The following is a 23,936-nucleotide window of genomic DNA, read 5'->3' on the forward strand; positions in this document are numbered from 1 at the left end:
CCGGCCTACCGGCGGCGGGAGTGCTGCTCGGGCACGGTCGCCGTCACCGCCGGCAGCACCACCGTGTCGTCACTGCTGCGCCGCCCACCGGTCGGGGCCGGGGTGGCCCGGCCGACGGCCGCCGGCTGTCCGGCCCGACGGCTGCGCGCCAGCCACTCCAGCACCGCCACCAGCAGCACGGCCAGCAGCAGGCCGGCACCGGACACCGGGAGCACCAGCGCGACCAGCGCCTTCATCCGGGACACCGGCTGCGCCTCGCCGACGCTGGTCACCTTGTCGGGGTCGGCCGCCTGGGACTGGGCGCGGGCCTGTTGCAGGCCCTGCCGGGCCGAGGCCAGCGCACTGGTGGCGCTGTCCCGCTGGGCGATCAACGCCTGGTAGTCGGGCAGCTTGGGGCCGAGTTCGTCGAGCCGCTTCTGCCCGGCGCTGATCGAGTCGGCGGCGGCGTCGGCGCCCCGGCTGTTGCCGACCGCCTGCATCTGCAACTGCTGCTGCCGCAGGCTGGCGATCTCCTGCAGCGTCGACTGGTAGAGCTTGTCCGGCTGGCTGACCTTGTTGGTCTTCTCCCAGTCGTTGATCGCCCGGGTGGCGCCGGTCAGCTCGTCGGTGGCCGCCTTCACCTCGTCGGTGGCGATGTTGACCTGGCTGGTGAACAGGAACGCCAGCGCGCGCTTGCCGGTGGCGGTGAGCACCGGGGCGACCGTGGACCGGTCGTCGGCGGTGTAGGTCACGGTGAGCTGGCTGCTCGCGCCGACCTGCTTGACCGCCAGGCCGTCGCGCAGCGCGTCGGCGGGGACCCCGGTGTCGGCGGCCACCTGGTCGACCACCTGCGGGGAGGTGACCGCCGCGGCGAAGGCCGCCGCGAACTGGTTGGCGGCCTGGGTGCCGGTGTACTGCTGGGCGGCGCTACCGCCGACCAGGGCGGGCGCGGCGACGTAGGAGGTGGCGGCGTACTGCTGCGGGCCGAGCAGGACGATCGACGCGGCTGCCGCCCCGGCGACCAGCGGAATGCCCACCAGCAGCCAGAGTCGACGCCGCGCGACCCGCAGATAGTCGACGATCTCCACCCTGGTGCTCCCCACTGCTTGATCCTTCATCGGTTGGTCCGGCCGGTCGTCACCGGTCGGGGCGTCGCCGGCCGGGACAGGTCGTCCGGTAGCCCGCGGGCGACCGCGCCGGCTGCCGCGGCGAACGCCGCGAAATACCACAGGGTGACCACGTTCGAGATCACGTTGGACGCGGCGCTGACCGCGACGAAGGCGACCGCGCAGCCCAGGAAGCCGATCGCGATGCCCCGGCCGAGCGTGCCCGGTGGGGCCCGGCGCAGCGCGTTGAGCCCGGTGTGCAGGCACAGCGCCATCATCGCCAGGTACGCCAGCAGCCCGGCCAGCCCGGTCTCCACGTACGCGCGCAGGAAGTCGTTGTGCGGCTTCTTCGCCTCGTCGGCCTCGAACTTCGTCATGTTGGGGCCGATCCCGGTGACCGGGTTGCGGTTGGCCAGCGACACGATCTCCGACCAGTAGCCGACCCGCCAGGCGAGGGTGTTGCCGGTCGGGCCGCCGCCCACGGCGCTGCTGTCGGCGAGTTGCCCGAAGCGGTGCGCCACGCTCGGCAGCAGGGCCACCCCGGCCACCGTGACCAGGCAGAGCGCCACCAGCATCCGCCGGCTGCGGTGCAGCACCGCGACCACCAGCAGGCCCAGCCCCGCACCCAGGATGGCGCTACGGGTGTTGGTGAGCAGCAGGAACAGCAGCGACGCGGCGAGCAGCACGCCGAGGCCGAGGCGCAGTCGGCGGCTCAGGTAGCGGTGGATGCCGAACCCGAAGATCACCATGAACATGAGGTAGCGGCCGAACGTGGTGGACTGGCTGAACGGGCCGCTGATCCGGGTGAAGTCTCCCTTGACCTCTGCCGGTGGGTGGCCGAGCAGGGACAGCACGACGGTGTAGCCGACCGCCAGCGCCAGCGAGACGTAGGCGGCGAGCAGCACCCGGCGGACCGCCGGCAGGTCCGGCATGAGCTGTTCCAGGACGACGAACATCACCACCACGGTGCCGATCCGCAGCGCCTCCAGGGCGCTGGGCACCGGCTGGGCGGCACCGACGGCGCTGACCAGGCAGGTTGCCCCGACCAGCAGCATCGCCACGCCGAGCGGGGAGCCGCGCAGCCGGCCGTGCTGCCGCAGTTGGGCGGCGAGCCAGAGGCCGGCGGCGAGCAGGAACAGCACCGCGAGGATCGTCGAGGGGTCCATCGTGCGGGTCGCCCCGGCACCGTCGGCCCGGCCGGCCGTCGGGCCGCTGAGCTTGAACAGGTCGACGCAGGACCGGACCGCCAGCATCAGCAGCACGTACGCCGAGAAGCGGGTCAGCGCGAGCGCGCCGACGGCCAGCCCGGCGAGGATCACCAGGGGCAGCACGGCGGCGATCCGGCCGCCCCCGGTCGCGGCCAGCCCGGCGCCGACCGCCACCACGGCGCAGAGCAGCGCCGCGCCGCCGGTCAGCAGGCGGGTGGTCCGGTCACCGGCGGACCACCGGCGGGGTCGCCCCCCGGGCAGGCCGAGGTCGCCCTCCGTGCCGTGTCGCTGTCCGTCCACCGCTCGCCGACCACTCGTTTCCAGGGAACTGTTGCCGGTCGCCGCCGACGGCCGGGAGAACGGCCTAATCTAACGGGCGACGCGATCGGGGGACATGGGCCGTTACGTCGGCCGTGGGCGACCCAACGTCCGGTTCCTCGGGACGGGGGGCGCGCAGGGTCAGCGAGAAGTAGAGTTTTTCCAGCTCGCGGGCTGCCGCGTCCCAGCTGTACTCGGCCAGGACCCGGTCACGCAGCAGCGCGGCACCGGCCCGTTCGGCCGGTACGTCGGCGGTCACCGTGGCCAACGCCCGCAGCAGGTCGTCGGCGTCGCCGTCACGGAACAGCCGGTGCCCGGGGCCGTCGTGGGCCAACACCTCACGGTGGGGTTCGATGTCGCTGGCCACCACCGGCAACCCGTACGAGGCTGCCTCCAGCAGGGTCAGCGGCAGCCCCTCCAGGCGGGACGGCTGCACGAAGGCCGCCGCGTGCGAGTACAGCTCGGCGAGCACGTCGCCGTAGACGAAGTCGGTGAACACGATGCGCGGGTCGTCACCGGCGGCCTGCCGCAGCCCGGCGACGTACTCGTCGGTGAAGGACGAACCGCCGACGATGGCCAGCCGCAGGTCGGTCGGCAGCCGCCGGAACGCCCGGACGAGCAGGTCGGCGGCCTTCTCCGGGACGAGCCGACCGACCAGCAGCAGGTAGCCACCGGGGCGCAGGCCGAACCGGGACAGCTCCCGGGGCGGCCGGTGGGTGGGGGTGGCCACCCCGTTGGGGATGTAGCGGGCCGGCCGGCCGAACCTGCTGGTGTAGTGCGCCGCCAGCCCCTGCGACACGGTCACCCGGGCGTCCGGCAGGTGTCCGCTGAGCCGGTACGCGGTGCCGAGCACCGCCCGCGCCGCCCGGCCCCACTTGTCGCGCTGGTTGTCCAGCCCGTGCACGGTGAGCACCACCCGGGCCCGGGAGGCGTAGCGGGCCAGCGGCGCGGTCAGCACCGGGCCGAGACCGTGGTAGTGCACGATGTCGGGGCGCTCGGTCAGCGCCGCCAGGGTCGAGGTGGCCGAGTGCACGATGGCGTCGAGGTGCTTGCTGGGCACGGTGCGGGCCCGCCGCAACCGGATGCCCCGGTGCCGGGTCGTCTCCACCGCGCCGTAGCTGTCCCGGCAGTAGACGGTGATCTCGTGGCCGAGCCCGGCCAGCCGGCTGGCCATCTCCTCCACGTGCCGTTCGATCCCCCCGTAGGTGGCCGGCACGCCCTTCTGGCCGATCATCGCCACCCGCAGCGGACGCCAGCCCGGCGGGCAGGTCACGGTCGGCCCCGAACGGTCGGGGCGGAGTTGCTCTCCCCGATCGGCGGCTTCGTCACGCAACGGCACTGTCCCCCCTCGTTTCTGCTCCTCACCGGGTTGGTGGCGCTGTCCCCGGCGCACGGGACGCTAGATCATCGACGATCGGCCGGCCACTGGCCGGTCAGTCAGACCTGGCCGGACACCGGTGGTGTCCGGCCAGGTCGGACACCACCGGTGTCCGGCCGGTCGACCGCCGGTGACCGCCCGGTGCCGATACGACGCCGGGAGGACGGAGTCTCCGTCCTCCCGGCGACCGGAGGGTGACGTCAGGAGGTCGGGCCGCCGAACTCCACCCAGTTGAGGTTGAACAGGCTGGTCGTGGGTCCGCCGGAGACGGGCTTGAAGACCAGGTAGAGCGCGTGGGTGCCGGCGGCCTGGCTGACCGGGAAGGTCTGGCTGGCCCAGGCGCTGGTGCCGGTGGTCGCGTTGAGCGTCGCGCTGGTCACCAGCGCACCGGTCGGCGAGTCGAGCCGCAGCTCGACGATGCCGCGCGGGGTTCCGACGGTGGCCGTGGAGCCACCGGCGTACCGGAAGGTGATCTTGTCGATCCCGCCCAGGTTGATCGGGTCGAGCGCGATGTGGTCACCGCTGTCGATGCCGGCCACGTGCTGGCCGCCACCGGCGTCGGTGGTGTTGGCCAGGGTGACGCCCTGCTGGACCTGGGCGAACTCGGCCTGCTGCCGGAAGGTCTGCAGGACGATCTGGTCGAGCGAGGACAGCGCCGGCTGGCCGTTGGCGCCCTTGTCGGTGTAGGTGGCGCTGATCGCGCCGTACAGGTAGCCACCGGCGTGGTCGGCGCCGTCGGCCGGGGTCTCGAACGAGCCGGAGCAGCCGTTGGCGTCGCTCATGCCGTGGCCGTGGGTGTCGTGGCCGAGCACGAACGAGACCGTGACCCGGCTGCAGTCGATCGGGCCGTCCTCGGGGTCGGTCACGGTGACCGTCCACGGCACGGTGTCACCCCAGTTGAAGAACGTGCCGGACAGCGGCGAGGTGACCTTCACGGTGGGCGCGGTGTTGCCCACGGTGATCTCGCGGGTGAGCACCGCCGTCTTGCCGCTGGTGTCGGTGACCGTCAGCTTGGCGGTGAACACCCCGACGGTGGTGTAGGTGTGCGACGCGTCCCGCTGGGTCGAGTCGGTGCTGCCGTTGCCGTCGAAGTCCCAGGCGTAGGTGATGGTCTCGCCCGGGTCCGCGTCGTAGGAGCCCTCGGCGGAGAACTGCACGGTCAGCGGTGCCGCACCCGAGGTGGGGCTGGCCTTCAGTTCGGCCACCGGCGCCCGGGTGCCCTTGGCGTAGCGGATCACCGACAGCGCGGCGTCCGGGTTGGCCCGGAAGAAGCCGTCGCCGTACTCCAGCAGGTAGAGGTTGCCGTCCGGGCCGAACTCCATGTCCATCGGGTTGTCGAAGACGAAGCCCGGCAGGAACTGCTCCACCCCGACCAGCTTGCCGCTGCCGTTGGTGCGCATCATGTAGATCTTGTCCCGGGTGAACTCCCCGAAGACCACCGCGTCGTTGTAGTACTCCGGGAACTTGGTCTCGGAGGCCAGCGCCGCGTCGTACTTGTAGACCGGGCCGCCCATCGGGCCGACGCCCCCGGTGCCGAGCACCGGCCACTGGAACTCACAGGTGCCGGGCGGGGTGCTCAGGTACGCCTCGGCGCAGGTGGTGGTGGCCCGGAAGGTGTAGTTGAGCTGCGGGTCCTGCACCGGCGGGAGGACCCGACGGCCGGTGTTGCGCGGCGAGTCGTTCACCGGTGCGGCGCAGTTGAACGCACCCTTGGACTGCTTGGTGACGAAGTCGTAGTCGATGTACGGCAGGGTCGGCGAGTAGCAGTACGGCCAGCCGTAGTTGCCTGCCTTGTTGGCGGCGATCCACCGCCCGGTGCCCTCCGGCCCCCGGGCCGCGTTCGGCACCTGCGAGTCCGGCGAGTAGTCACCGATGTAGACGAAGCCCCGCGAGTCCACGTCGAAGCGGAACGGGTTGCGCAGGCCCATCAGGAAGATCTCCGGGCGGGTCTTGTCGTCGCGGTCCTCGGCCTCGGGGAAGAGGTTGCCGGCCGGGACGCTGTACGACCCGTCCGCCTTCACCTTGATCCGCAGCACCTTGCCCCGCAGGTCGTTGGTGTTGCCGGCGGAACGCTGCGCGTCGTAGCCCGGCCCCTGGGTAGGCGACTCGTTGATCGGGGTGAAGCCGTCCGAGCCGCCGGCGTTGGTGTCGTCGCCGGTGACCAGGTAGAGCAGCCCCTTGCCGTCGAACTTGATCTCACCGGCGACGTGGCAGCAGACGCCCCGGTCGGTGTCGACCTTCATGATCTTCTGCTCGCTGGCCAGGTCCAGGTGCGGGGTCGGCTCCTCCACCCACTTGAACCGGGAGAGCTGGTTGTGTCCCTTGTAGGCGTCCCACGCGCTCGGGTCGGTGCTGGTCACCGGCGCGTCGGTGATGGGGGTGTCGAGCTTCGGCGCGTAGTAGACGTAGACCCACTTGTCGGTGGCGAAGTCCGGGCCGACGGTGACCGACTGGAGGCCGTCCTCGTCGTGCTGGTACACCGGGAGGGTGGTGATGACCGGGCTCGCGCCGGTCTTCGGGTCGTAGAGCCGGATCTCGCCGGCCCGGGTGTTGTGCAGCACCCGGCCGTCGGGCAGCACCGACAGGGTCATCGGCTCGCCCGGCTCGTCGTTGAGGATGACCTTCTCGTAGTTGGCCTTGACCGTCGCACCGCAGTCGCCCTGGACCATGCCGGCCGACCACTGGATCGCGCCGAGCAGGTGCTTGCGGAACGCCCCGTTGGCGTACGTGTCGGCGGAGTCGCCGAGTCCGGTGTAGAACGACCGGCCGCCCTGGAAGTCCTTGCACCAGGAGATCGGGTGGTCGAAGCCCATGGTGCCGCCGGTGAAGGACTTCTCGTCCACCGTGGCCAACACGTGCGCGGTGCCCCGGACGTTGGTGGTGAAGTTGTACCACTGGTCGTTGAGGGTGAGCTGCCGGGCGAGCGGCTTGCTCGCCGGGTGCGCCCGGTCGGCCACGTCGATGGTCGCCGACCCGCTCGACGCCGTACCGGCCACGGTGGTGCCGACGATGTCGCGGTAGAACGTCCACGATGGTTCGGCCTCGACCGCGGCATGCACGCCGAGGTAGCCACCACCGTTGCGGATGTAGCGCTCGAAGGCCGCCTCCTGGCCGCCGTTGAGCACGTCGCCCGTGGTGTTGAGGAAGACGACCGCGCCGTAGCTGGCCAGGTTGTCGTCGGAGAAGGCGGTCGCGTTCTGGGTGACGTCGACGGTGAAGCCGTTGCCGTTGCCCAGGGTGCGGATCGCGTTGACGCCCTTGTCGATCGACGGGTGACGCTCACCGTCGGTCTTGGTGAACACCAGGACGCTTGTCTGGTCCTGGGCCGGCTGGGCCAACGCCGGGGCGGTCGCGGCGAGCGGGACGACGATCCCGACCCCTGCGATCGCGGCGAGCCATCGGTGTACCGATCTTGCCATCTGGTTCCTCCGGTGGGGGACGATGTGCTACCTGCTCCGGGCGGGTGCCGGGGCCACCCGGGGTGTCGTGGTGCTGCGCCTGGCTCTCCGGTGGGGCGGGACGACGCCGTCCCTGCCCCGGGGTGGTTCGCCGACCGGTGAGCTGCCGCACGGTCCGGGGGCGCGGCCCGTGCTGCGGGCACGGGGCATCGCGGCCCGGGGTACGGGTCGGAAGAGGTGACGTGGTGGCGGGCGGGGCCTGCGGGGGCGTACCGCCCGGGGACCGTGCCGACATCCTGCCCGGGTCTGCCGGGGCGGGGTCGGGGCGTGGCGGTCGGAAAGCGACGGCGTCCGGGCGGTGGCGGTCGCGTCAGGGGACGCGACCGCCACCCGGGAGCCGCCGACGGTGGTGCGAACCGCCGGTCGGTGCCCAGCTGCGGCCGGTAACCGGCCGTCGGGGGCGGTCAGTCGTTGCGGTAGATGGTCAGGTCGGCCATGTTGGCGTAGCTGAGCCGGGCGAAGTCCAGCGACTGGCCCGGGTTGGCGGCACCGCCGGGGGCGGTGTCCATCTCCCAGTTGGCGTGGTGGAACTCGGACTCGCCGATGGTCTCGAAGAACTGCTGGAAGTTGATGTCGCCCTCACCGAGCGGGATCATCTCGTAGCCGTTGGCCAGCGTGCTGTTGCGGTTGCCGTCCTTGGCGTGGAACAGCGGGAACCGCTTGGTACGCCGGGCCACGTTGAGGATCGGGTCGAACAGCGAGGTCTTCTGCTGGCCGGCGGAGTTGGTGTACTTGGTGTGCTTGAACCGGGCCACGTACGCCCAGTAGATGTCGCACTCGAAGTAGACGTACTTCGGGTCGGTCTTGGCGAAGAAGTACTCCAGCCGGCGCACGCCGGAGGAGCGGGTCGGCTTGCCGTTGGCGTCCAGCGGGCCGCTGTCGAGCAGGAACGAGTAGGCCACGTCGTGGTTGTGGGTGTAGAGACGCATCTTGCGTTCCTTGGCCTGCCGGCCCAGCTCGTTCCACAGGTCGGCGGCGGCGTCCCAGTCGGCCTGGTAGGCGCTGTTGGTCGGGTCGCTGCCGGTGCCGATGTTCTTCATGCCGAGTTCCTCGGCGATGTCGAGCTGCTGCTGGAAGGTGGCCGCGTTGATCGACGTGTGGGTGCCGTTGGCGACGAGGCCGTTGTCGTCCAGGATCTTGCGGATCTCGGTCGGGGTGATCTGCCGGCCCAGGATCGAGGTGTGCTGGTTGTAGCCGGCGAACTCGATCTCCTTGTAGCCCATCTCGGCCAGGCTGGCGAGCACCCGCTCGAAGCCGTAGGGCACGCCGCTGTCGTCGGGGGCGGCGGAGATCCGGTCCCGGACGCTGTAGAGGATGATGCCGCGGTTCTGCGTCGGGATGAGCGGGTCGACCCGCCACTTGCCGTCCGCGCGGGCCGGGCCCTTGGTCTGGAGCACCGGCAGTCCGGCCGCGCCGAGGACGGCGGCGGCGCCGGCCGACGCGGCGAGCAGCCGACGACGGGTGACCTGGGCACGGTACTGCGGGTCGGCGGCCAAACGGCGTTGTTCCTCGTTCACAATTTCCACCTTTCGAGGGTGGCCCTGCGGCCACGGAGACGTGCGAGTCCTGCTGGGAGGGTCGGTAAGGACCTGCGCCGCCGAATACGCGTGGCCCGGTGGATGACTGGTCGATCAAGGGGGGATGTCAGCCGTGTTACGTCCGTGAACCGGACACTAACGGTGGCTGACGGCTAAAGATAGACCTCGAACGGAGAAACTTTTGCACGTCTAAACAAAAGTTCTCGACGGTCGGAGACCCTGCCCGAACGGCCGCCCAGACCCGGCTCCCCGGTCGATTCCCCGACCCCCACCAGCGCGAACAGCGACGGCGCCCCGGGAGGCGGGCAGGCGGACACGGCGCGGGGCACGGTGTCGACCCCACCATCGAATCGACACCGTGCCCGACGCGCCTCGACACCGTGCCCGACGCGTCGCCGTGGACCGCTGCGGCACCGGCCGGCGTGCCGCTCCCCCGAGCGGGTGACCCGGCCCGCTATCCGGAACCGGCCAGCACCAGCTCCTCCAACCGCTGCTCCAGCGCCGCCGCGTCCAACCCGCCCGGCCAGCCCCGCAGCAACGCACCGCCCTTGGCGACCAGCACGACGGCCGGTGGCTCCCGCACCGCGTACGACCGCCAGACGGTCTGCTGCTCGTCGACCACGACCGGGTACTCCACCCGGTGCGTACGCAGGTAGTCCTGCAACTCGTCGGCCTGGTCCGCGCCGGCCACCCCGACGAAGACCACCCGGTCCCGGTGGCGGCGGGCCAGCTCGCTCAGCGCGTCCTGCCGGGCGACGCAGGTGGTGCACCAGGAACTGAAGAAGGTGAACACCACCGGCCGGTCCGCCCACAGCCCGGCGGCGGTGAGCGGGGTGCCGTCGGTGAGCGCACCGGTGAACGCGGGGGCGGCCGGGGCGGTGCCGGGGGGCGGGCGCAACGCCAGGTCGGCGGGGACCGGACCGGGCAACGTGGACGCGCCCCCGGCGAGCACCGGCGCGGTCTCCCCGGCCGGCCCGGCGGAGCAGCCGGCCAGCACCAGCGCCGCCAGCAGCGCCGCGAGCAGCCGCCTCATGCCGGCACCACCGCCACCAGCGCCGGCCCCTCGCTGCTGTCCGGGGTCAGCTCCAGCGCGGGCCGGCCGGCCACCTCCAGCCGGTACCCGGCCCGCTGCGGCACCTGCACCGGCACCGCGAACTCGCAGTAGGTCGGCACCCGCTCCACCTCGAGGTCCTCGGCGAACGCGGCCACCGCCGTGCCCGCCGGCAGGGTCCCGGTGACCAGGGCCGCCCCGTCGGGGTCGAGCACCCGGAACGGCGCCCGGTGGTGGAAGTAGAGGTACGGCCCGGTGCCGGCGCAGTCCACACCCTCGGCCCGGATGTTGATGTCACGGACCAGGACCCGGACGGTGGTCGGGGTGACCGCCTCCGGTCCGCCGTCGGTGCCGGCACAGCCGGTCGCCCCGGCCAGCAGCGTCGCCCCGGCCGACAGCAGGGTCAGCAGCGCGCCGGTGCCGCGCCGGGCACCCGTGGACAGCCGCACGTCGTCTCCTCCCACCCGTGCGTCGGGCCCGGGGCGGCGTGTGCCGTCCCGGACCCGACGCGACGATCGATCCCGGTCAGGACTTCTCCACCCGGCACTGCTTCGTCACGGTCTTCGACGGGTCGCTCTCCGAGGTCGCGGTGAGCTTGACGAAACCGGTGTCCGCGGCGGCGGCGGTGGCCCCCACCGACACCCGGACGGTGGTGGACTTGCCGAACTGGGCGGTGGCCAGCGGGTTGGGCAGCCAGGTCCGCCAGCCCTTGCCGGCCACCTCGGCCGAGAGCCGGTAGACGTCCGACTTGAGGTACGCGGTCACGTCCTCCGGGTGCTGCTGCCCACCGGCGGAGTACGCGCCGGTGTTGGTCAGCTCGAACGAGCAGGTCACACCCCGGTTCGTGGGCTTGCCGGTGCTGGTCACCTCGCCCTTGCCCAGCGTCACGCCGTGGCTGCTCGGCCCCCCGGTGCCGTCCAGCGACCGCACCGCCACCGTGTACGACAGCGAGCCGGCGGCGTCCCGCTTGAGGTCGATGACGTAGAAGTGCAGCCGGTTGGCCTCGTCGACGTACTCGTACTGGCTGCCGGTGTCCGCCCCGGCGTGGAACAGCGCGTCGGAGAGCTGCCGGTAGTCACCCATGGTGATCTTCTGCGGGGTGCCGTCCGGCCGGTAGAAGTCGATCATGTCGATGTCCTGCGGGTTGGCGTCCACCACCCACTGGAACGGCGCGCTGTCGGCGTTCTTGGTCTTGCTCAGCAGCACGCCCCGGTCCGGGGTGAACGAGTCGGCCCCCATCCGGTCGACGACCTCGACGGTGTAGTTGTTGAAGCTGCCGCCGTCGCACAGCGGGTTCGTGGCGACCGTGCAGGCGGGCGAGAGGTCCTTGTTCAGCGCGATGTTCACGCCGGTCAGCCCCTTCGGGCCGGCATCGACCGCGCGGGCGGTCACCTGGGCGGTGACCAGACCCGAGGAGGCCAGCGCCTCCCGGGAGAGCCGCAGCACGTGCTCCTCACCGAGCAGGCCGATCTTGAGCTTGTCCCGCACCGTGTGCAACGACCCCATCGAGCCACCGTTGGTCGGCGGGATCTGCCAGCGGGTGTGCGGGCCACCGGGGCCGTTGAACGAGCCCCGCGACATCATGCTCCAGATGCCGGTGTACGCCCGGCGTAACGGCTCGCCGTACGGGTTGTTGTAGTTGTCGCCGATGCCGAGCAGGTGGGTCAGCTCGTGGGCGTACACCCCCATGCCGGAGCTCTCCCCCTGGGTGGACGAGCCGGAGCCGGCGTTGGGCCACAGGGTCGCCGCCGCCTTCCAGGACGTCCACTCGACGTAGCGGGTCTTGGCCCAGTTCGGCAGGTTGGGGTCCGGCGGGCCCCAGGAGTCCGGCACGTCCTCCTTGTTCTGGAAGATCATCTGCCCGAACTCCTGCCAGGTGGACGACTCGTCCTGCCCGGCGCTGAGGATGAAGACCAGCTCGTACTGGTTGGCGACCTCGTCACCGACCGCCGCCCGCCACGCACCCAGCCCGTCGGTGCGGATGTTCTTGTTGCAGGCCTCCCCGCCCGGGCAGGCGCCGGGGTTGAAGCTGTTGTCCAGCCCGTACTGGTAGGACTTCGCCGGCAGCTGGTACGGCCCGAACCCGGCCAGGTCCACGCCGTAGCGCCCGTTGGAGTCCTGCATCCAGTACTCGTGCAGGGTGTGCCCCTTGTTCAGGGTGTTCGGGGTGTTGAGGAAGTCCTGGTAGAACTTCGGCACGTCGGCGCGGGGGATGTTGGCCGCGACCGACTGGGGGTTGCCGAAGACCGTCGAGCGGGCCCGTTGGGACACCGCGAACGTCTGGTCCGGATAGTCGAGCGCGACCAGGGCGATCTTGAAGTTGCGGATCGCGCCCCGCACGCTCGGGTCGGCCCAGTTCTTACCCGGCACCGCCTGGTAGTCGTCCCAGGTCATGGTGTCGGGGTTCTGCCAGGCCTGCGGGTCGAGGACCTGGAACGGCGCGGTGCCGCCGGCCGGATTGGCCGGGGCCGCGGCGGCCTGCGCCGCGCCGGTCACCACCAGCGTGCCGGCCAGGACCGCGGCCAGCACGGAACGCCTCAGTCGGGGTTTGTTGCGGGTAACACGGTGCACAGGTTCACCTCTCGTCGGGAGGGACACGGCGTCCGGTCCGGTGTCGGCGGGGGGTGGCTGCCGGGGCACCTGTCACTGGGCCGCGCAGCGAATCTAGGAGGACGGGCCGGGGCCGGTCACCGTGCAGATGTCGGCAGGTGGACCGGCCGCTTCCGACACCTGAAGGACCCGCGTCGGGTCACGGCGGGCCACCAGCGTCCGCCGGGACCTCCCCGACCCGCCCGATCCACCCGCCCGGCCCGCCCGTCGACCGGCCCCGCCGGCCGGGGTGGTTCACCGGGGACGACCGTCGACGACCGGATCGACGGTGACCGACAGGGCCCGGACCAGGTCCCGGCGCAGCCGGGCGACGGCCGGCTGCGGCAGCGGACCGCGCGGCGGGCGGCACCGGCCGCCGAACCGTCCGGCGCAGTCCATCGCCAGCTTGATGGCCTGCACCGCCTCCGGCCGGGAGCCCCAACCGAACGCCGGGTGCAGCTCGGCGTAGAGCGGCAACGCCCGGGCCAGATCCCCGGCGACACAGAGGTCGTAGAGCCGCAGGGCCTGCCGGGGCAGCGCGTTGGACAGGCCGGAGACCCAGCCCCGGGCCCCGCACAGCACCAGTTCGAGCAGCACGTCGTCCGCGCCGGCCAGCACGTCCACGTGCGGGCAGAGGTCCCTGATCCGGTGCACCCGCCGCACGTCACCGGAGAACTCCTCGACCGCGACGATCCCGTCGGTCTCGGCGACCCGGGCGAGCAGCTCCGGCGTCAGGTCCACCCGGGTGTCGTACGGGTCGTTGTGGGCCACCACCGGCAGGCCGACGGCGGTCACCTCCCGGTAGTGGGCGACCACGTCGGCGTCGCCTGCGGGGTAGCCGTCCGGGGGTGGGGCGAGCACCCCGGCGGCCCCGGCGGCGGCGGCCTGCTCCGCCCAGCGGCGGGACTGCCGGCTGCCGTACCCGCCGACGCCGGGCAGCACCGCGCAGCCGGGTGGCGCGGCCTGCACCGTCGCCCGCACCACGTCGGCCCGCTCGTCGTCGGACAGCGCCCGGTACTCCCCCACCGACGCGCACGGCGTCACCCCGTGGCAGCCCGCCTCGGCGAGCCACCGCACGTGCTCCTGGAGCCGGTCGAAGTCGACGCCGAGGTCGTCACGCAACGGCGTGGTGATGGCGACCAGCATCCCCCGCCAGGGCCTACCAGCTGTCACTCGGGCGTTCCCTCCTACGCGCCGGCGGCCCGCTGCCCACCGCAGGTGGAACCCTACGATCGTCGATCGTCGTGGCTCTTCGGACAATTGCCGGAACAGTCGCCGTGGGGGCCGTCCTTTTGTCGGTATATCCGCGGTGGACCTTGCGCACAGGCCCACCGGCCGCACAGGGTAGGGCACCGGCTGTCGCACCCCCTGCCGCGCAGCCAACCAGGGGAGATCCATGCACGGTGAGCTTCAGCGCATAGTCGACGCCGTCGCCGCCCGGGTGGGGCGTCCCGCCCTCATCGAGGACCGGCGGCAGCGGGTGGTCGTCTACAGCGAACACGACGGGCCGATGGACGAGGTACGCCGGATGTCGATCCTGCGCCGGCAGACCACCCCGGAGGTGATCGCCTGGTTCCGCCGGATGGGTGTGCTCACCGCCCGCGAGCCGGTGCGTACCCCCGCCGACGTGGCCCTCGACCTGCTCCCCCGGGTCTGCGTGCCGATCTGGCACGACGACCTGCTGCTCGGTTTCGTCTGGTTCATCGACGACGACGGGTCGATGACCGACGCGGACATCGCCACCGCGACCGGTGCCTTCACCGACCTGTCGCTGGCCCTCTATCGGGAGAACCTGCTCGGTGAGCTGGCCTCGCAGCGGGAGTCCGAGGCCACCCGGACCCTGCTGGTGGAGAGCCCGCAGGCCCGTGCGCACGCCGTGCGTGCCCTGCTGGAGGAGGGCACGGTCGCCGGTGACGGCACGACCACGGCGGTGGTGGCCCAACTCGCCCCCGTCACCGGGCGGCACCCCGACGAGATGGCCCGGATCGCGCTGGAACAGGCACTGGTGGCGACCCGCCGGTGGCTCGGCGTACGCGAGTCGCTGCACATGGTCTGGCCCGACCACGGGGTGCTGCTGATCTGCGGTGGTCGGATCGCCGGCCGGCCCACCCCGGAAACCGCCGCCGGTCACCTCGACGAGGCGCTGGGGCAGGCGACCCGGGGGCTGTCCTCGGTGGAGCGCACGGTGACCGGCATCGGTCAGTCCCGCCCGGGGCTGGCCGACGCGGTGCAGTCGTACCGGGAGGCGGTGCAGGCGGCCCGGGTCGGTGTCCAACTGCCGGCGCTCGGCCGGGTGGTCTCCTGGGCCGGCCTGGGCATCTACCGGGTGTTGTCGCAGCTGGACGCGCGGCACCTCGACGTCGCCGGGGTGCACCCCGGGTTGGAGCGGCTGCTGCGCGACGACGCCCACCAGGTGCTGCTGGAGACCCTGGAGGCCTACCTCGACCTGGCCGGCAACGCCCACGCCACGGCCGAGAAGCTGCGGCTGCACCGGACCACCCTCTACTACCGGCTGCAACGCGTCGAGCAGCTCGCCGACACCGACCTCAAGGACGGCAACGAACGGTTGTGCCTGCACCTGGCGATGAAGCTGGGCCGGCTCACCGGCCACTACCGCACCCCGTCCTGACCGTGCCGGCCGCCCGGCGACCGTCGGGACAGGACACCCGCATCGCCGCACTGTGACAGCCCGTGTCCGGCCGGACAGATCATTGACAGATCCGAGCGGGTACGGCCAGGATGGGCGCACCGATCGGCAATGCCCCCAGGACCGACCGTAACCAGGTACGCCCCCCGCCCGTCACGCAGACCGGATCGGCGCCGGTCCGTCACCGCCGCGCGTCCGGGAGACACCCCGTGTCCCCCGTCCTGCGGCGGGTCGACGTCATGACCGGCCGCCCACCGTCGCCCGACTGTCGGCGTCCGACCTCCCCGTTTCGTACCCCGCCCGACGGCGGGCGCTGCCGCGCGCCGTCGGCCCGTCGTGCACCCCCAGGAAAGGTGGCCCGAGATGTCTCGTTCCGCACTGCCCCGCCGCTGGCGGCGGCTACCCGCCGCCACGGCTGCCGGCGTGGCGTTACTGCTGCTCGCCGGCCCGGCGACCGCCGGCACCGCCGCCCCGCCCGACCGGGAGGCCGACGCCCCGATCGGGCTCGAACGCTCCGCCGACGAGCAGGCCGACGTGGTGGAGGTGGTGGTCGACGGCACCGCTGCGCTGGACGAGCTGGTCGCCACCGGGGTCGACCTCGACCACCATGTCACCCGGACCGCGCAGGGCATCGTGGTGCACGCCGTGGTCACCCCGACCGAGGTCGCCGCGCTCAAGCGGAGGGGCTACCGGGTCGGTGCCGTGCTGCACGACGCGGCCGACTCCGCGCAGCGGGTCAGCGAGCGGGACGCGACGATCGCCGCCCACCAGGCCGAGAACCGGGCGTACACGGCGACCCTGCAGCGCAGCGCCGCCGCCTCCGACGTGAAGATCATCCGGGCCGACTACTACACCTCCGGCACCAACCAGGTGCTCTCGGTCGAGGCGAAGTGGGCCCAGGGTCAGACCTCCACCAGCACGCTGACCGTGGCACGCGACAGCGGCCCCGGCACCGAGATCGGCTCCGGCGGCACCCAGAACATCTCCCGGTTCGTCGACGCCGGGGTCTACCTCTATCACCGGGGCGCCGCCGCCGTCACCGCCCGGCCGCAGCGCATCCAGATCACCAGCCCCACCGGGGACGTGGCGGTCGCCGAGGTGAAGGAGTGGCTGCCCATCCCGGCCGACAGCCCGGAGGGGCCGGGCTACCAGAAGGACTTCGTCACCAGCTACCTCACCCCGACCGAGCTGTACGACCGGATCAAGCGGCTGGCCGACGCCTACCCGCAGCTCGCCGAGGTGGTGAAGCTGCCCTACCAGACCAACGGGTACCGGCGTAAGGCCCAGGTCGTGCTCGGCGGGACCAACGCCACCCGGGTCGCGGTCGACTCGCTCGCCTGGGGGCACGAGGGCGGCAACGACCTCACCGTCGAGCTGGCCGACCCGGGCGCGGCCGACCGGCCGCTCACGGTCACGGTGACCGGCAAGGCCATCCGGGTCAGCCTGGCCACCGACGCCACCGGGGTGGTGACCAGCACCGCCGCCCAGGTCGCCGCGGCGCTGACGGCCGAGGCGGGTGCGCTGGTCACGGCGTACACCTACCGGGGGGACGCCGGCGCCGGGGTGGTCGCGCCGGTCGCGCCGACGCCGCTGTCGGACAACCTGAAGGCACCCGCGGGGGTCTCCCGCGACCCGCACCCGGTGTACGCCATCCGGATCGGCAAGTACCGCGACGGCTCCCGCACCGGGGTGCTCGCCTACGCCCAGGAGCACGCCCGCGAGTGGGTCCCGCCGCTGGTGACCATCGAGACCGCCGAGCGGCTGCTGCGCAACCACGCCACCGACGAGAACACCAAGCAGCTGCTGCGCACCCTGGACATCTGGATCGTGCCGTCGATCAACCCGGACGGCGGGCACTACTCGTTCTACGACTACGCCTCGCAGCGGCGCAACATGACCAACCACTGTGCCCCGGGCGGCGCCACCGACGCGCTGGCCCGCAACTCGTGGGGGGTGGACAACAACCGCAACTACACCGAGTACAGCCTCTTCGACGGCTACTCGGGGGCGTCGGCGAGCTGCACCAGTGACACCTACGCGGGGCCGAGTGAGCTGTCCGAGCCGGAGAACCGCAACGTCGACTGGCTGGCCCAGCGGCCCAACATGAAGTTCTCGATGAACCTGCACTCCTCCGGCAACTACTTCATGTGGTCGCCGGGCGCGTACGCCACCCCGGGCCGGATCTCCGCGCCCCGGCCGACGCTCGCCGACGAGTCGTTCTTCTGGGGCGCGTCGTCGCGCATCCTCACCGCGATCAAGCGGCACCGCAACATGGCGGTCACCCCGGCCCGGACCGGCCCGATCTCCGACGTGCTGTACTCGGCGGCGGGCAACTCCGGCGACATGCTCTGGTACAAGTACGGCATCTACGCCTGGAACTTCGAGGTGGGCACCAGCTTCCAGCCCACCTGGGACGAGGCGCACCAGGAGACCATGGAGTTCAGCAACGGCCTGGTCGAGCTGCTGCGGGTGGCCCGGGACTTCGACAAGGACAAGAAACGCCCGACCAGCACCCTGGCGGTCACGCCGAGCGCCACCGAGGGCACCGTCAGCGTCCGGTTCGACACCAGCGAGCCGGCGGCGGTGTTCTACACCCTCGACGGCTCCCGGCCGACGTTCGACTCCACCCTGTACGCCTCGGCGGGCATCCGGGAGGGGGGCGAGACGCTGACCGTCCCGGCCGGCACCAAGGTGCACTGGTTCTCGGTGGACGCCGCCGGCAACATCGAGCGCAACTACCGCCCGGACGACGACAGCTTGACCTTCAACCGGGGCTGGGCGACCCTGCCCACCGGCTGACGCCGACACCAGCGGGGGTCCGCGCGGTCGGACCCCCGCCGGTCGGCCCGGGTCAGTCCTGCGCCCGCCACCGGTAGAACTCGGTGGCCACGGCATCGAGCGGGCTGCCCCAGGTGTCCGGGTCGAACGGGCTGATGTACGGGCTGAGATCGTCCATGATCTTGGCGAAGACCGGTTGGTCGTGGCGTTGCTCCACGGCGCCGTCGAACGGCTCGCCGACGCGCTCCAGCACGTGCAGGTAGACGTCGTCGATCGAGTACAGCCACCGCCCGGTGACCCCCATCATGGCGGGCAGCGGGCCGGCGTCGGACTCGGCGAAGATCTGCGCGACGGTGGGTTCCGCACCGGGCTTGATCCGGGCCACGATGACCGTCCGGCTCGGCTCGCCCGCGTCGGCCGGCGGCTCGGCCGGCGCCCAGGAGTAGAACTCCTTCGCCACCGAGTCCGACGGGTTCTTCCAGTCCCTCGGGTAGGGCGTCACGTACGGGGCGATCTGCTCGGCGATCTGCTGGAAGGCGGGCAGGCCCCGGGTCTGCCCGGTCACCTTCGGGTCCGCGTCGCGCTCGATCAGGTGGATGTAGAGGCCGTGGAACGACAGCAGGGTCCGCCCGACCACGCCCAGGTCCTGCGGCCGGGTGGTCCGGTCGTAGTACCCGAACACGTCGGCGACGGTCTGCTCGCTGCCCGGCACCATGGAACAGACGATCACGTTGCGGAAGGTCATCGGAACTCCTCGGGGATCAGACGGTACGGGTCGGCTCGGTGGGACGGGGGCGACTGGCCGGCGGGTACGACACCGGCGGGGCGGAGGCGGTGAACCGGACCGGCAGCTCCAGCAGCCCCCGGAACGGGGACGCCGCCGGCAACCGGCGCAGCTCGGTGGGCGGCACCCCGAGGCGCAGCCCGGGCAACCGGCGCAGCAGTGCCGCCAGGGCGATCTGGGCCTCCATCCGGGCCAGGGAGACCCCGAGGCAGTAGTGCACGCCGTGGCCGAAACCGAGGTGCGGGCCACGGACCCGGCGCAGGTCCAGCCGGTCCGGGTCGACGAAGTGCGCCGGATCGTGGTTGGCGGCGTTGAGCACCACCCCGACGATCGACCCGGCCGGGATGCGTACCCCCTGGTATTCGACGTCCTCGGTGGCGACCCGAGGGCTGGCCACCGGCAGCGGGCCGTCGAAGCGCAGCAGTTCCTCGATCGCCGAGGGCAGCAGGTCCGGGGTGTCGCGCAGCAGGTCGAGCTGGTCGGGGTGGGTCAGCAGGGCCACCGTCGCGTTGCCCAGGAAGTCGGCGGTGGTCTGGTGCCCGGCGAACAGCAGCAGGAAGGTGGTGGTGACCAGCTCCGCCTCGGACAGCCGGCCGTCCTGGTCGCAGGCGTCGATCAGCGCACTGATCATGTCGTCGGCCGGGACCACCCGTTTGGCGGCCACCAGCTCCACCAGGTAGTGGTGCAGCCGTACCTGCGCCTCGCCGACCGCCGCCCGCTCCTGCGCCGGGGGTCGCCGCGCCGACCCCGAGGTCCGGATCACCTGGGTCCAGTCCAGCACCCGCTCCTGGTCGGCCCGGGGCACCCCGAGCAGCTCACAGATCACCACCATCGGCAGCGGGATCGCGAAGTCGTGCATCAGCTCGGCCCGACCCTGCGCGACGAACCCGTCGATCAGGTCGTCGACGATCTGCCGTACCCGGGGGCGCAACGCCTCGATCCGACGCGGCGCGAACGCCTGCGACACCATCCGGCGCAACCGGGTGTGCTCCGGCGGGTCCGCGTTGAGCATGTTGCGGTTCAACGCCTCGGAGTTCGGGCCGAAGAGCTGCAGGTAGTGCTGGCCGGGTCCGTAGAGGTCCTTGGACAGCCGGGGGTCGGTCAGCGCCGCCCGCGCGTCGTCGAACCGGGTGAGCAGGTACGAGTCGAACCGGGGCGAGCTGACCGGGCAGACCGGGGCGTCGGCCCGCAGCCGGGCGAAGGACGGGTAGGGGTCGACGGCGAACTGGTCGGTGTAGAGCTGCGCGGCGGGTACCGGCTCGGTCATCTGGTCTCCTCGGGTGCGCTGGGCATGCTGTGCAGCACCTGGTAGGTGTGCCGTTCGGCGGATTCCCGCAGGTCCCGCACCACCCGCAGCAGCCGGTCACGGTGTTCGCTGCGGCCGAAGGCGTCCAACCGTTCCCGGTCCACCCAGTCACTGATGATCAGATAGCTGCGCGGGTCGTCGGCGTCGCGGACGAGGTCCTGGCGCAGGCACCCGTCGAGCAGCCGGATCTGTGCCGCCGCCGAGAGCCACTCCGCCTCGAACCGCTCCGCGCAACCCTCCCGGGTCCGCATCGCGAGCACCGTGCGCACCGCCGTCATCGCGCACCCCCGAACACCAGGTGCAGGTTCTTGCGCAGCGCGTCGGCGTCGACCGGTTGGCTGCGGAAGCCGACGTGCCCGTCCGGGCGGATCAGGTACAGGGCGGTGCCGGTCACCCCGTACCGGGCGCGGAACTCACCCCCGGCGTCGCGCAGCACCGGCGGCGCGAGCAGCCCCGGGTCGTCGGCGTCCGGGCTGATCAGCAGGTACGCGTCGACCTCACCCCGGGTCAGGGCACGGACGTCGGCGCAGAGCCCCGACACGGCCGCCACCGCCGCCGGTTCGGCCGAGGCGTCGGCGTAGACCAGCAGGGTGTGCCGGGTGCCGCCGGTCAGCTCGCGCAGCCGCAACGGGTGCCCCACCCCCCGCCGGGTCAACCCGCCCAGGTCGGGGGCGCACTCACCGGGGCGCGGGCCGGCGCGCAGCCCCTCCGGGTCGGTCACGCACTCCCCGACCAGCGGGCTGTCGGCATAGCTGAGCAGCAGCGACATCTCCTGGCGGAACTGCCGTTCCAGGTCGGCACGGTCCAGTTCGTCGGTGAACGCCATCCGAACCGCCCGGCCGACGATCTCCTCGCCCTCCGGGCGACGTTCGGCCTCGTAACTGTCGAGCAGGCCGGGGGCGGCCAGCCCCCGCGCCGCCAGCGCCACCTTCCAGGCCAGGTTCCAGGCGTCCTGGATGCCGGTGTTCATCCCCTGTCCCCCGGCCGGCGGGTGCAGGTGGGCCGCGTCACCGGCGACGAAGACCCGGCCGTGGCCGTACCGGTCGACGATGCCGTGGCTGATCCGGAACACCGACGACCAGCGCAGGTTCGCCGCCCGGGTGCCCGGTGGGGCCAGCCGGGTAAGCGCCGCCTGCACGTCGTCGAGGGTCGGCTCGGCCAACTCCTCGCTGAACCCGGGCGGGGCGTCCCGACCGCCGGTCTGGGCGAAGAACCGGGGTGGCGCGAGGGTCGCGATCCGGTACCGGCCCGCACCGCGCAGCGGTACGCAGACCAGCATGCCGTCCATCTGACCGTCGGTCTCGTGCAGGAACCGCAGCAGGTGCCCCGGCGGCATGTCCCAGTTCACCTCGACGTCGGCGAGCATGAACAGCTGCGGGAACCGGCCCAGCCCGCCCGAGAACGTCAACCCGAGCAGGTCACGGACCCGGCTGTGCGCGCCGTCGGCGCCGATCAGGTACTGCGCCCGGACCGTCTGGGTGCCGCCCCCGGCGAGCGCCAGGGTGGCCAGTACGCCGTCCGCGCCCTGGGTGAACCCGGTCAGCTCCGCCCCGCGCTGCGGCCGTACGCCGAGGGTGGCCAGCCGCTCGGTGAGGATCCGCTCGGTCTCGTACTGGGGCAGGCCGAGGTGCGCGTACGGCAGGTCGGGCAGCTCCCAGCTCATCCGGTGGGTCTGGGTGCCGTTGACGAACACCACGTTGCCGGTGAGCCAGATCCCGGCGTCCATCGCCTCCCGCGCGATGCCCTGCTGCGCCCAGATCTCCATCGTGCGGCAGTGCACCCCGATGGCCTTGTCCGCCTGACCGGGCGGGGCGGCCCGCTTCTCCACCACCTGGCAGTCGATGCCGCGCCGGGCCAGCTCGACGGCGGCGGTCAGCCCGGTCGGCCCCGCCCCGACGATGAGTACGTCCGTTGTCGTGTGCACGTCGGTCTCCCTACCGGTACTGGCTGCCCGGTCGGTGCCGGGGTGAGCCGCGAGGTGGAACAGTCGGCGGCGGAAGTCGAGCAGGAACGGCGCGATCGGCCCGGCCTCCTCCCGCGCGTGCGCCGGGTTGGCCACCCAGCGGTGGAACTCCGCCTCGGTGCGCCACTCGGCGAAGATGTGGTGGACGTCGGTGTCGGGCTCGCGCAGCAGCTCCTCGCGCAGGTAGCCGGGGACCCCGGCCATCCGGGCGGTCACCTCGGCGTGGCCGCGGTGGAACTCGGCGAGCCGGGCGGCCGGGACGGTGACCTCGACGTCCACCAGGAGCGTCGGGTGCCCGCCGGGCCGGTCGCGCATCACCCGCCGGTCGGCGGCGGTGGGCGGCGCGCACCCGGCACGCAGGGCGTCGGCGAGGCCGGCGGCCACCGGGCCGCGCTCGTAGTCGAGCAGGGCGTCGTCGTCGACCCACTCGGTGGCGATGACGAACGTACGCGGGTCGTGCGCGTCCACGAACAGGTCCCGACGCAGGTTGCCGGGCAGCGCGTCGAGCTGTGCCGCAGCCGTGCGCCAGGCCGACCGGACGGCCTGTTCGGCACCGGGGCGCGCGCGGATCCGGAGCATTGTCCTGATCATGGAGTCTCCTTGACGGCCTGCCCGTGACGAGGGTCCCGACCGCCGGGACCTGCACCGGCGCGTCGTCGCTCGACCCTGTCGCAGCGCGCGTCACCCCGGCGTCACCGGCCGGGCGGCCCGGGTCGACCCCCGTTGACGCCGCCGGGACGGCCCACCCACCCGGACCGTTCCCGCCGCCGGACGCACACCGACGGCCGGTACCGCACGCTCACGGCGGGACCGGTCGGGGTGGCTCAGGGGCGGCGGTTGCCGCTGCTCGCACGGACGACGAGGACCGGTTCGACCTGGGGGCGGGGCGCGTCCGCGCCCGCACCGTCGAAGAGTTCCAGCAGCGCCGCCACGCACCGCCGGCCGACCTCGTCGAAGTCCTGCCGCACCGTGGTCAGTGGCGGGGAGAGGTATTCGGCCTCGGGGATGTCGTCGAAACCGACCACGCTGACGTCTTCGGGAATCCGGGCGCCCCGCTGGTGCAGGGCGCGCAGCAGACCCAGCGCCTGGTGGTCGTTGGCGCAGAAGACCGCCGTCACGTCGGGGCGCTCCACCAGGGACTGGCCCAGCTCGTAGCCGGCCCGGGGGCTCCAGTCGCCGACGATGACCGGCGGGACGCGGCGGCCCGCCTGCTCCAGGGTCTGCCGCCACCCGTCGACCCGGTCGCGGGCCTCCAGCCAGTCCCGGGGCCCGGCGATGTGCCACACCGTCTCGTGGCCGAGGTCGAGCAGGTGCCGCACCGCCAGCCGGGCACCGGCCACCTGGTCGACGGAGATGCTGGGCAGTTCGCCGCGTTCCCCGCTGGCCTCGACCACCACTGCGGGCACCCCGGTGGGCAGGCCGTGCACGGCGACCGACGCCGTCATCATCGGGGTGATGACGACGACGCCGGCCACCGACTGCTCGGTCAGCGCGTCGATGGCCGAGCGCATCCCGCTACGGTCCAGCCGCTCCAGGGTGACGATGCTGATGCCGTACCCGGCGGCGCGGGCGGCCCGCTCGATGCCCAGCAGGGTGGCCGCCGGGCCGAACAGGATGGTGTCGAAGCTGACCACGCCGATGACCCGGGAGCGGCGGCCGGCCAGCCCCCGGGCCAACGCGTTGGGCCGGTAGTTGAGCTGGTGCACGGCACGCAGCACCCGCTCCCGGGTCTCCGGCCGAACGCTCGGGTGGTTGTTGAGCACCCGGGACACGGTCTGGTGCGACACCCCGGCGAGTTGCGCGACGTCGCTCATCACCGCGGCGCGTCCGGGC

At 72.5% G+C, this 23,936-nt stretch carries 16 protein-coding genes; 2 read left to right on the forward strand and 14 right to left on the reverse strand.

Annotation, left to right across the window (positions count from 1 at the left end; translation table 11 throughout):
- Positions 1–5 precede the first annotated feature (5 nt).
- From ACQP2H_RS17850 to ACQP2H_RS17890, 9 genes are all read right to left on the reverse strand, one after another.
- On the reverse strand, positions 6–1,082 hold the full coding sequence (locus ACQP2H_RS17850) for a Wzz/FepE/Etk N-terminal domain-containing protein (protein ID WP_219462739.1): 1,077 nt from the start codon (positions 1,080–1,082) through the stop codon (positions 6–8).
- A gap of 11 nt (positions 1,083–1,093) precedes the next feature.
- Positions 1,094–2,593, reverse strand: coding sequence for an O-antigen ligase family protein (locus tag ACQP2H_RS17855; protein WP_219462740.1), 1,500 nt, complete (start codon positions 2,591–2,593; stop codon positions 1,094–1,096).
- A 64-nt stretch (positions 2,594–2,657) separates the two neighbouring features.
- On the reverse strand, positions 2,658–3,944 hold the full coding sequence (locus ACQP2H_RS17860) for a glycosyltransferase family 4 protein (protein ID WP_433228119.1): 1,287 nt from the start codon (positions 3,942–3,944) through the stop codon (positions 2,658–2,660).
- A gap of 245 nt (positions 3,945–4,189) precedes the next feature.
- On the reverse strand, positions 4,190–7,408 hold the full coding sequence (locus ACQP2H_RS17865) for a ThuA domain-containing protein (protein WP_363822886.1): 3,219 nt from the start codon (positions 7,406–7,408) through the stop codon (positions 4,190–4,192).
- Between the two features lie 443 nt (positions 7,409–7,851).
- Complete coding sequence (locus ACQP2H_RS17870) at positions 7,852–8,964, reverse strand: sugar phosphate isomerase/epimerase family protein (protein ID WP_307799121.1); 1,113 nt, start codon at positions 8,962–8,964, stop codon at positions 7,852–7,854.
- 475 nt (positions 8,965–9,439) lie between these two features.
- On the reverse strand, positions 9,440–10,018 hold the full coding sequence (locus ACQP2H_RS17875) for a TlpA family protein disulfide reductase (RefSeq protein WP_433228122.1): 579 nt from the start codon (positions 10,016–10,018) through the stop codon (positions 9,440–9,442).
- On the reverse strand, positions 10,015–10,485 hold the full coding sequence (locus ACQP2H_RS17880; protein ID WP_219462752.1) for a hypothetical protein: 471 nt from the start codon (positions 10,483–10,485) through the stop codon (positions 10,015–10,017). The genes ACQP2H_RS17875 and ACQP2H_RS17880 overlap by 4 nt, the downstream gene beginning before the upstream one ends.
- A 76-nt stretch (positions 10,486–10,561) precedes the next feature.
- Entirely contained in the window at positions 10,562–12,565 is a 2,004-nt protein-coding gene (locus ACQP2H_RS17885; RefSeq protein ID WP_433228124.1) for a M6 family metalloprotease domain-containing protein, read from the reverse strand.
- Between the two features lie 315 nt (positions 12,566–12,880).
- Entirely contained in the window at positions 12,881–13,798 is a 918-nt protein-coding gene (locus tag ACQP2H_RS17890) for a dihydrodipicolinate synthase family protein (protein WP_433228126.1), read from the reverse strand.
- A gap of 223 nt (positions 13,799–14,021) precedes the next feature.
- On the opposite strand from ACQP2H_RS17890, the gene ACQP2H_RS17895 reads away from it, so the two are divergent.
- The gene (locus tag ACQP2H_RS17895; RefSeq protein ID WP_357534354.1) at positions 14,022–15,254 is read left to right on the forward strand and encodes a PucR family transcriptional regulator; all 1,233 of its coding nucleotides are present in this window, start codon (positions 14,022–14,024) and stop codon (positions 15,252–15,254) included.
- A gap of 381 nt (positions 15,255–15,635) precedes the next feature.
- On the forward strand, positions 15,636–18,071 hold the full coding sequence (locus ACQP2H_RS17900) for a M14 family metallopeptidase (protein ID WP_357534352.1): 2,436 nt from the start codon (positions 15,636–15,638) through the stop codon (positions 18,069–18,071).
- Positions 18,072–18,123: 52 nt separating this feature from the next.
- Here the strand turns inward: ACQP2H_RS17900 and ACQP2H_RS17905 are convergent, their stop codons facing one another.
- From ACQP2H_RS17905 to ACQP2H_RS17925, 5 genes are all read right to left on the reverse strand, one after another.
- Positions 18,124–18,795, reverse strand: coding sequence for a TcmI family type II polyketide cyclase (locus ACQP2H_RS17905; RefSeq protein ID WP_219462763.1), 672 nt, complete (start codon positions 18,793–18,795; stop codon positions 18,124–18,126).
- A 16-nt stretch (positions 18,796–18,811) separates the two neighbouring features.
- Positions 18,812–20,101: a cytochrome P450 family protein gene (locus ACQP2H_RS17910; protein WP_219462764.1), complete on the reverse strand. Its 1,290-nt coding sequence runs from the start codon at positions 20,099–20,101 to the stop codon at positions 18,812–18,814.
- The gene (locus tag ACQP2H_RS17915) at positions 20,098–20,418 is read right to left on the reverse strand and encodes a putative quinol monooxygenase (RefSeq protein WP_219462766.1); all 321 of its coding nucleotides are present in this window, start codon (positions 20,416–20,418) and stop codon (positions 20,098–20,100) included. Before ACQP2H_RS17915 ends, ACQP2H_RS17910 begins: the two co-directional genes overlap by 4 nt.
- Positions 20,415–22,694, reverse strand: a complete 2,280-nt coding sequence (locus ACQP2H_RS17920; protein ID WP_219462768.1) for an FAD-dependent oxidoreductase — start codon at positions 22,692–22,694, stop codon at positions 20,415–20,417. The genes ACQP2H_RS17915 and ACQP2H_RS17920 overlap by 4 nt, the downstream gene beginning before the upstream one ends.
- Before the next feature lie 233 nt (positions 22,695–22,927).
- Positions 22,928–23,917, reverse strand: a complete 990-nt coding sequence (locus ACQP2H_RS17925) for a LacI family DNA-binding transcriptional regulator (protein WP_208566839.1) — start codon at positions 23,915–23,917, stop codon at positions 22,928–22,930.
- Positions 23,918–23,936 lie beyond the last annotated feature (19 nt).

This window comes from Micromonospora sp. CA-248260 (assembly GCF_050942205.1).
GTDB lineage: Bacteria > Actinomycetota > Actinomycetes > Mycobacteriales > Micromonosporaceae > Micromonospora > Micromonospora antibiotica.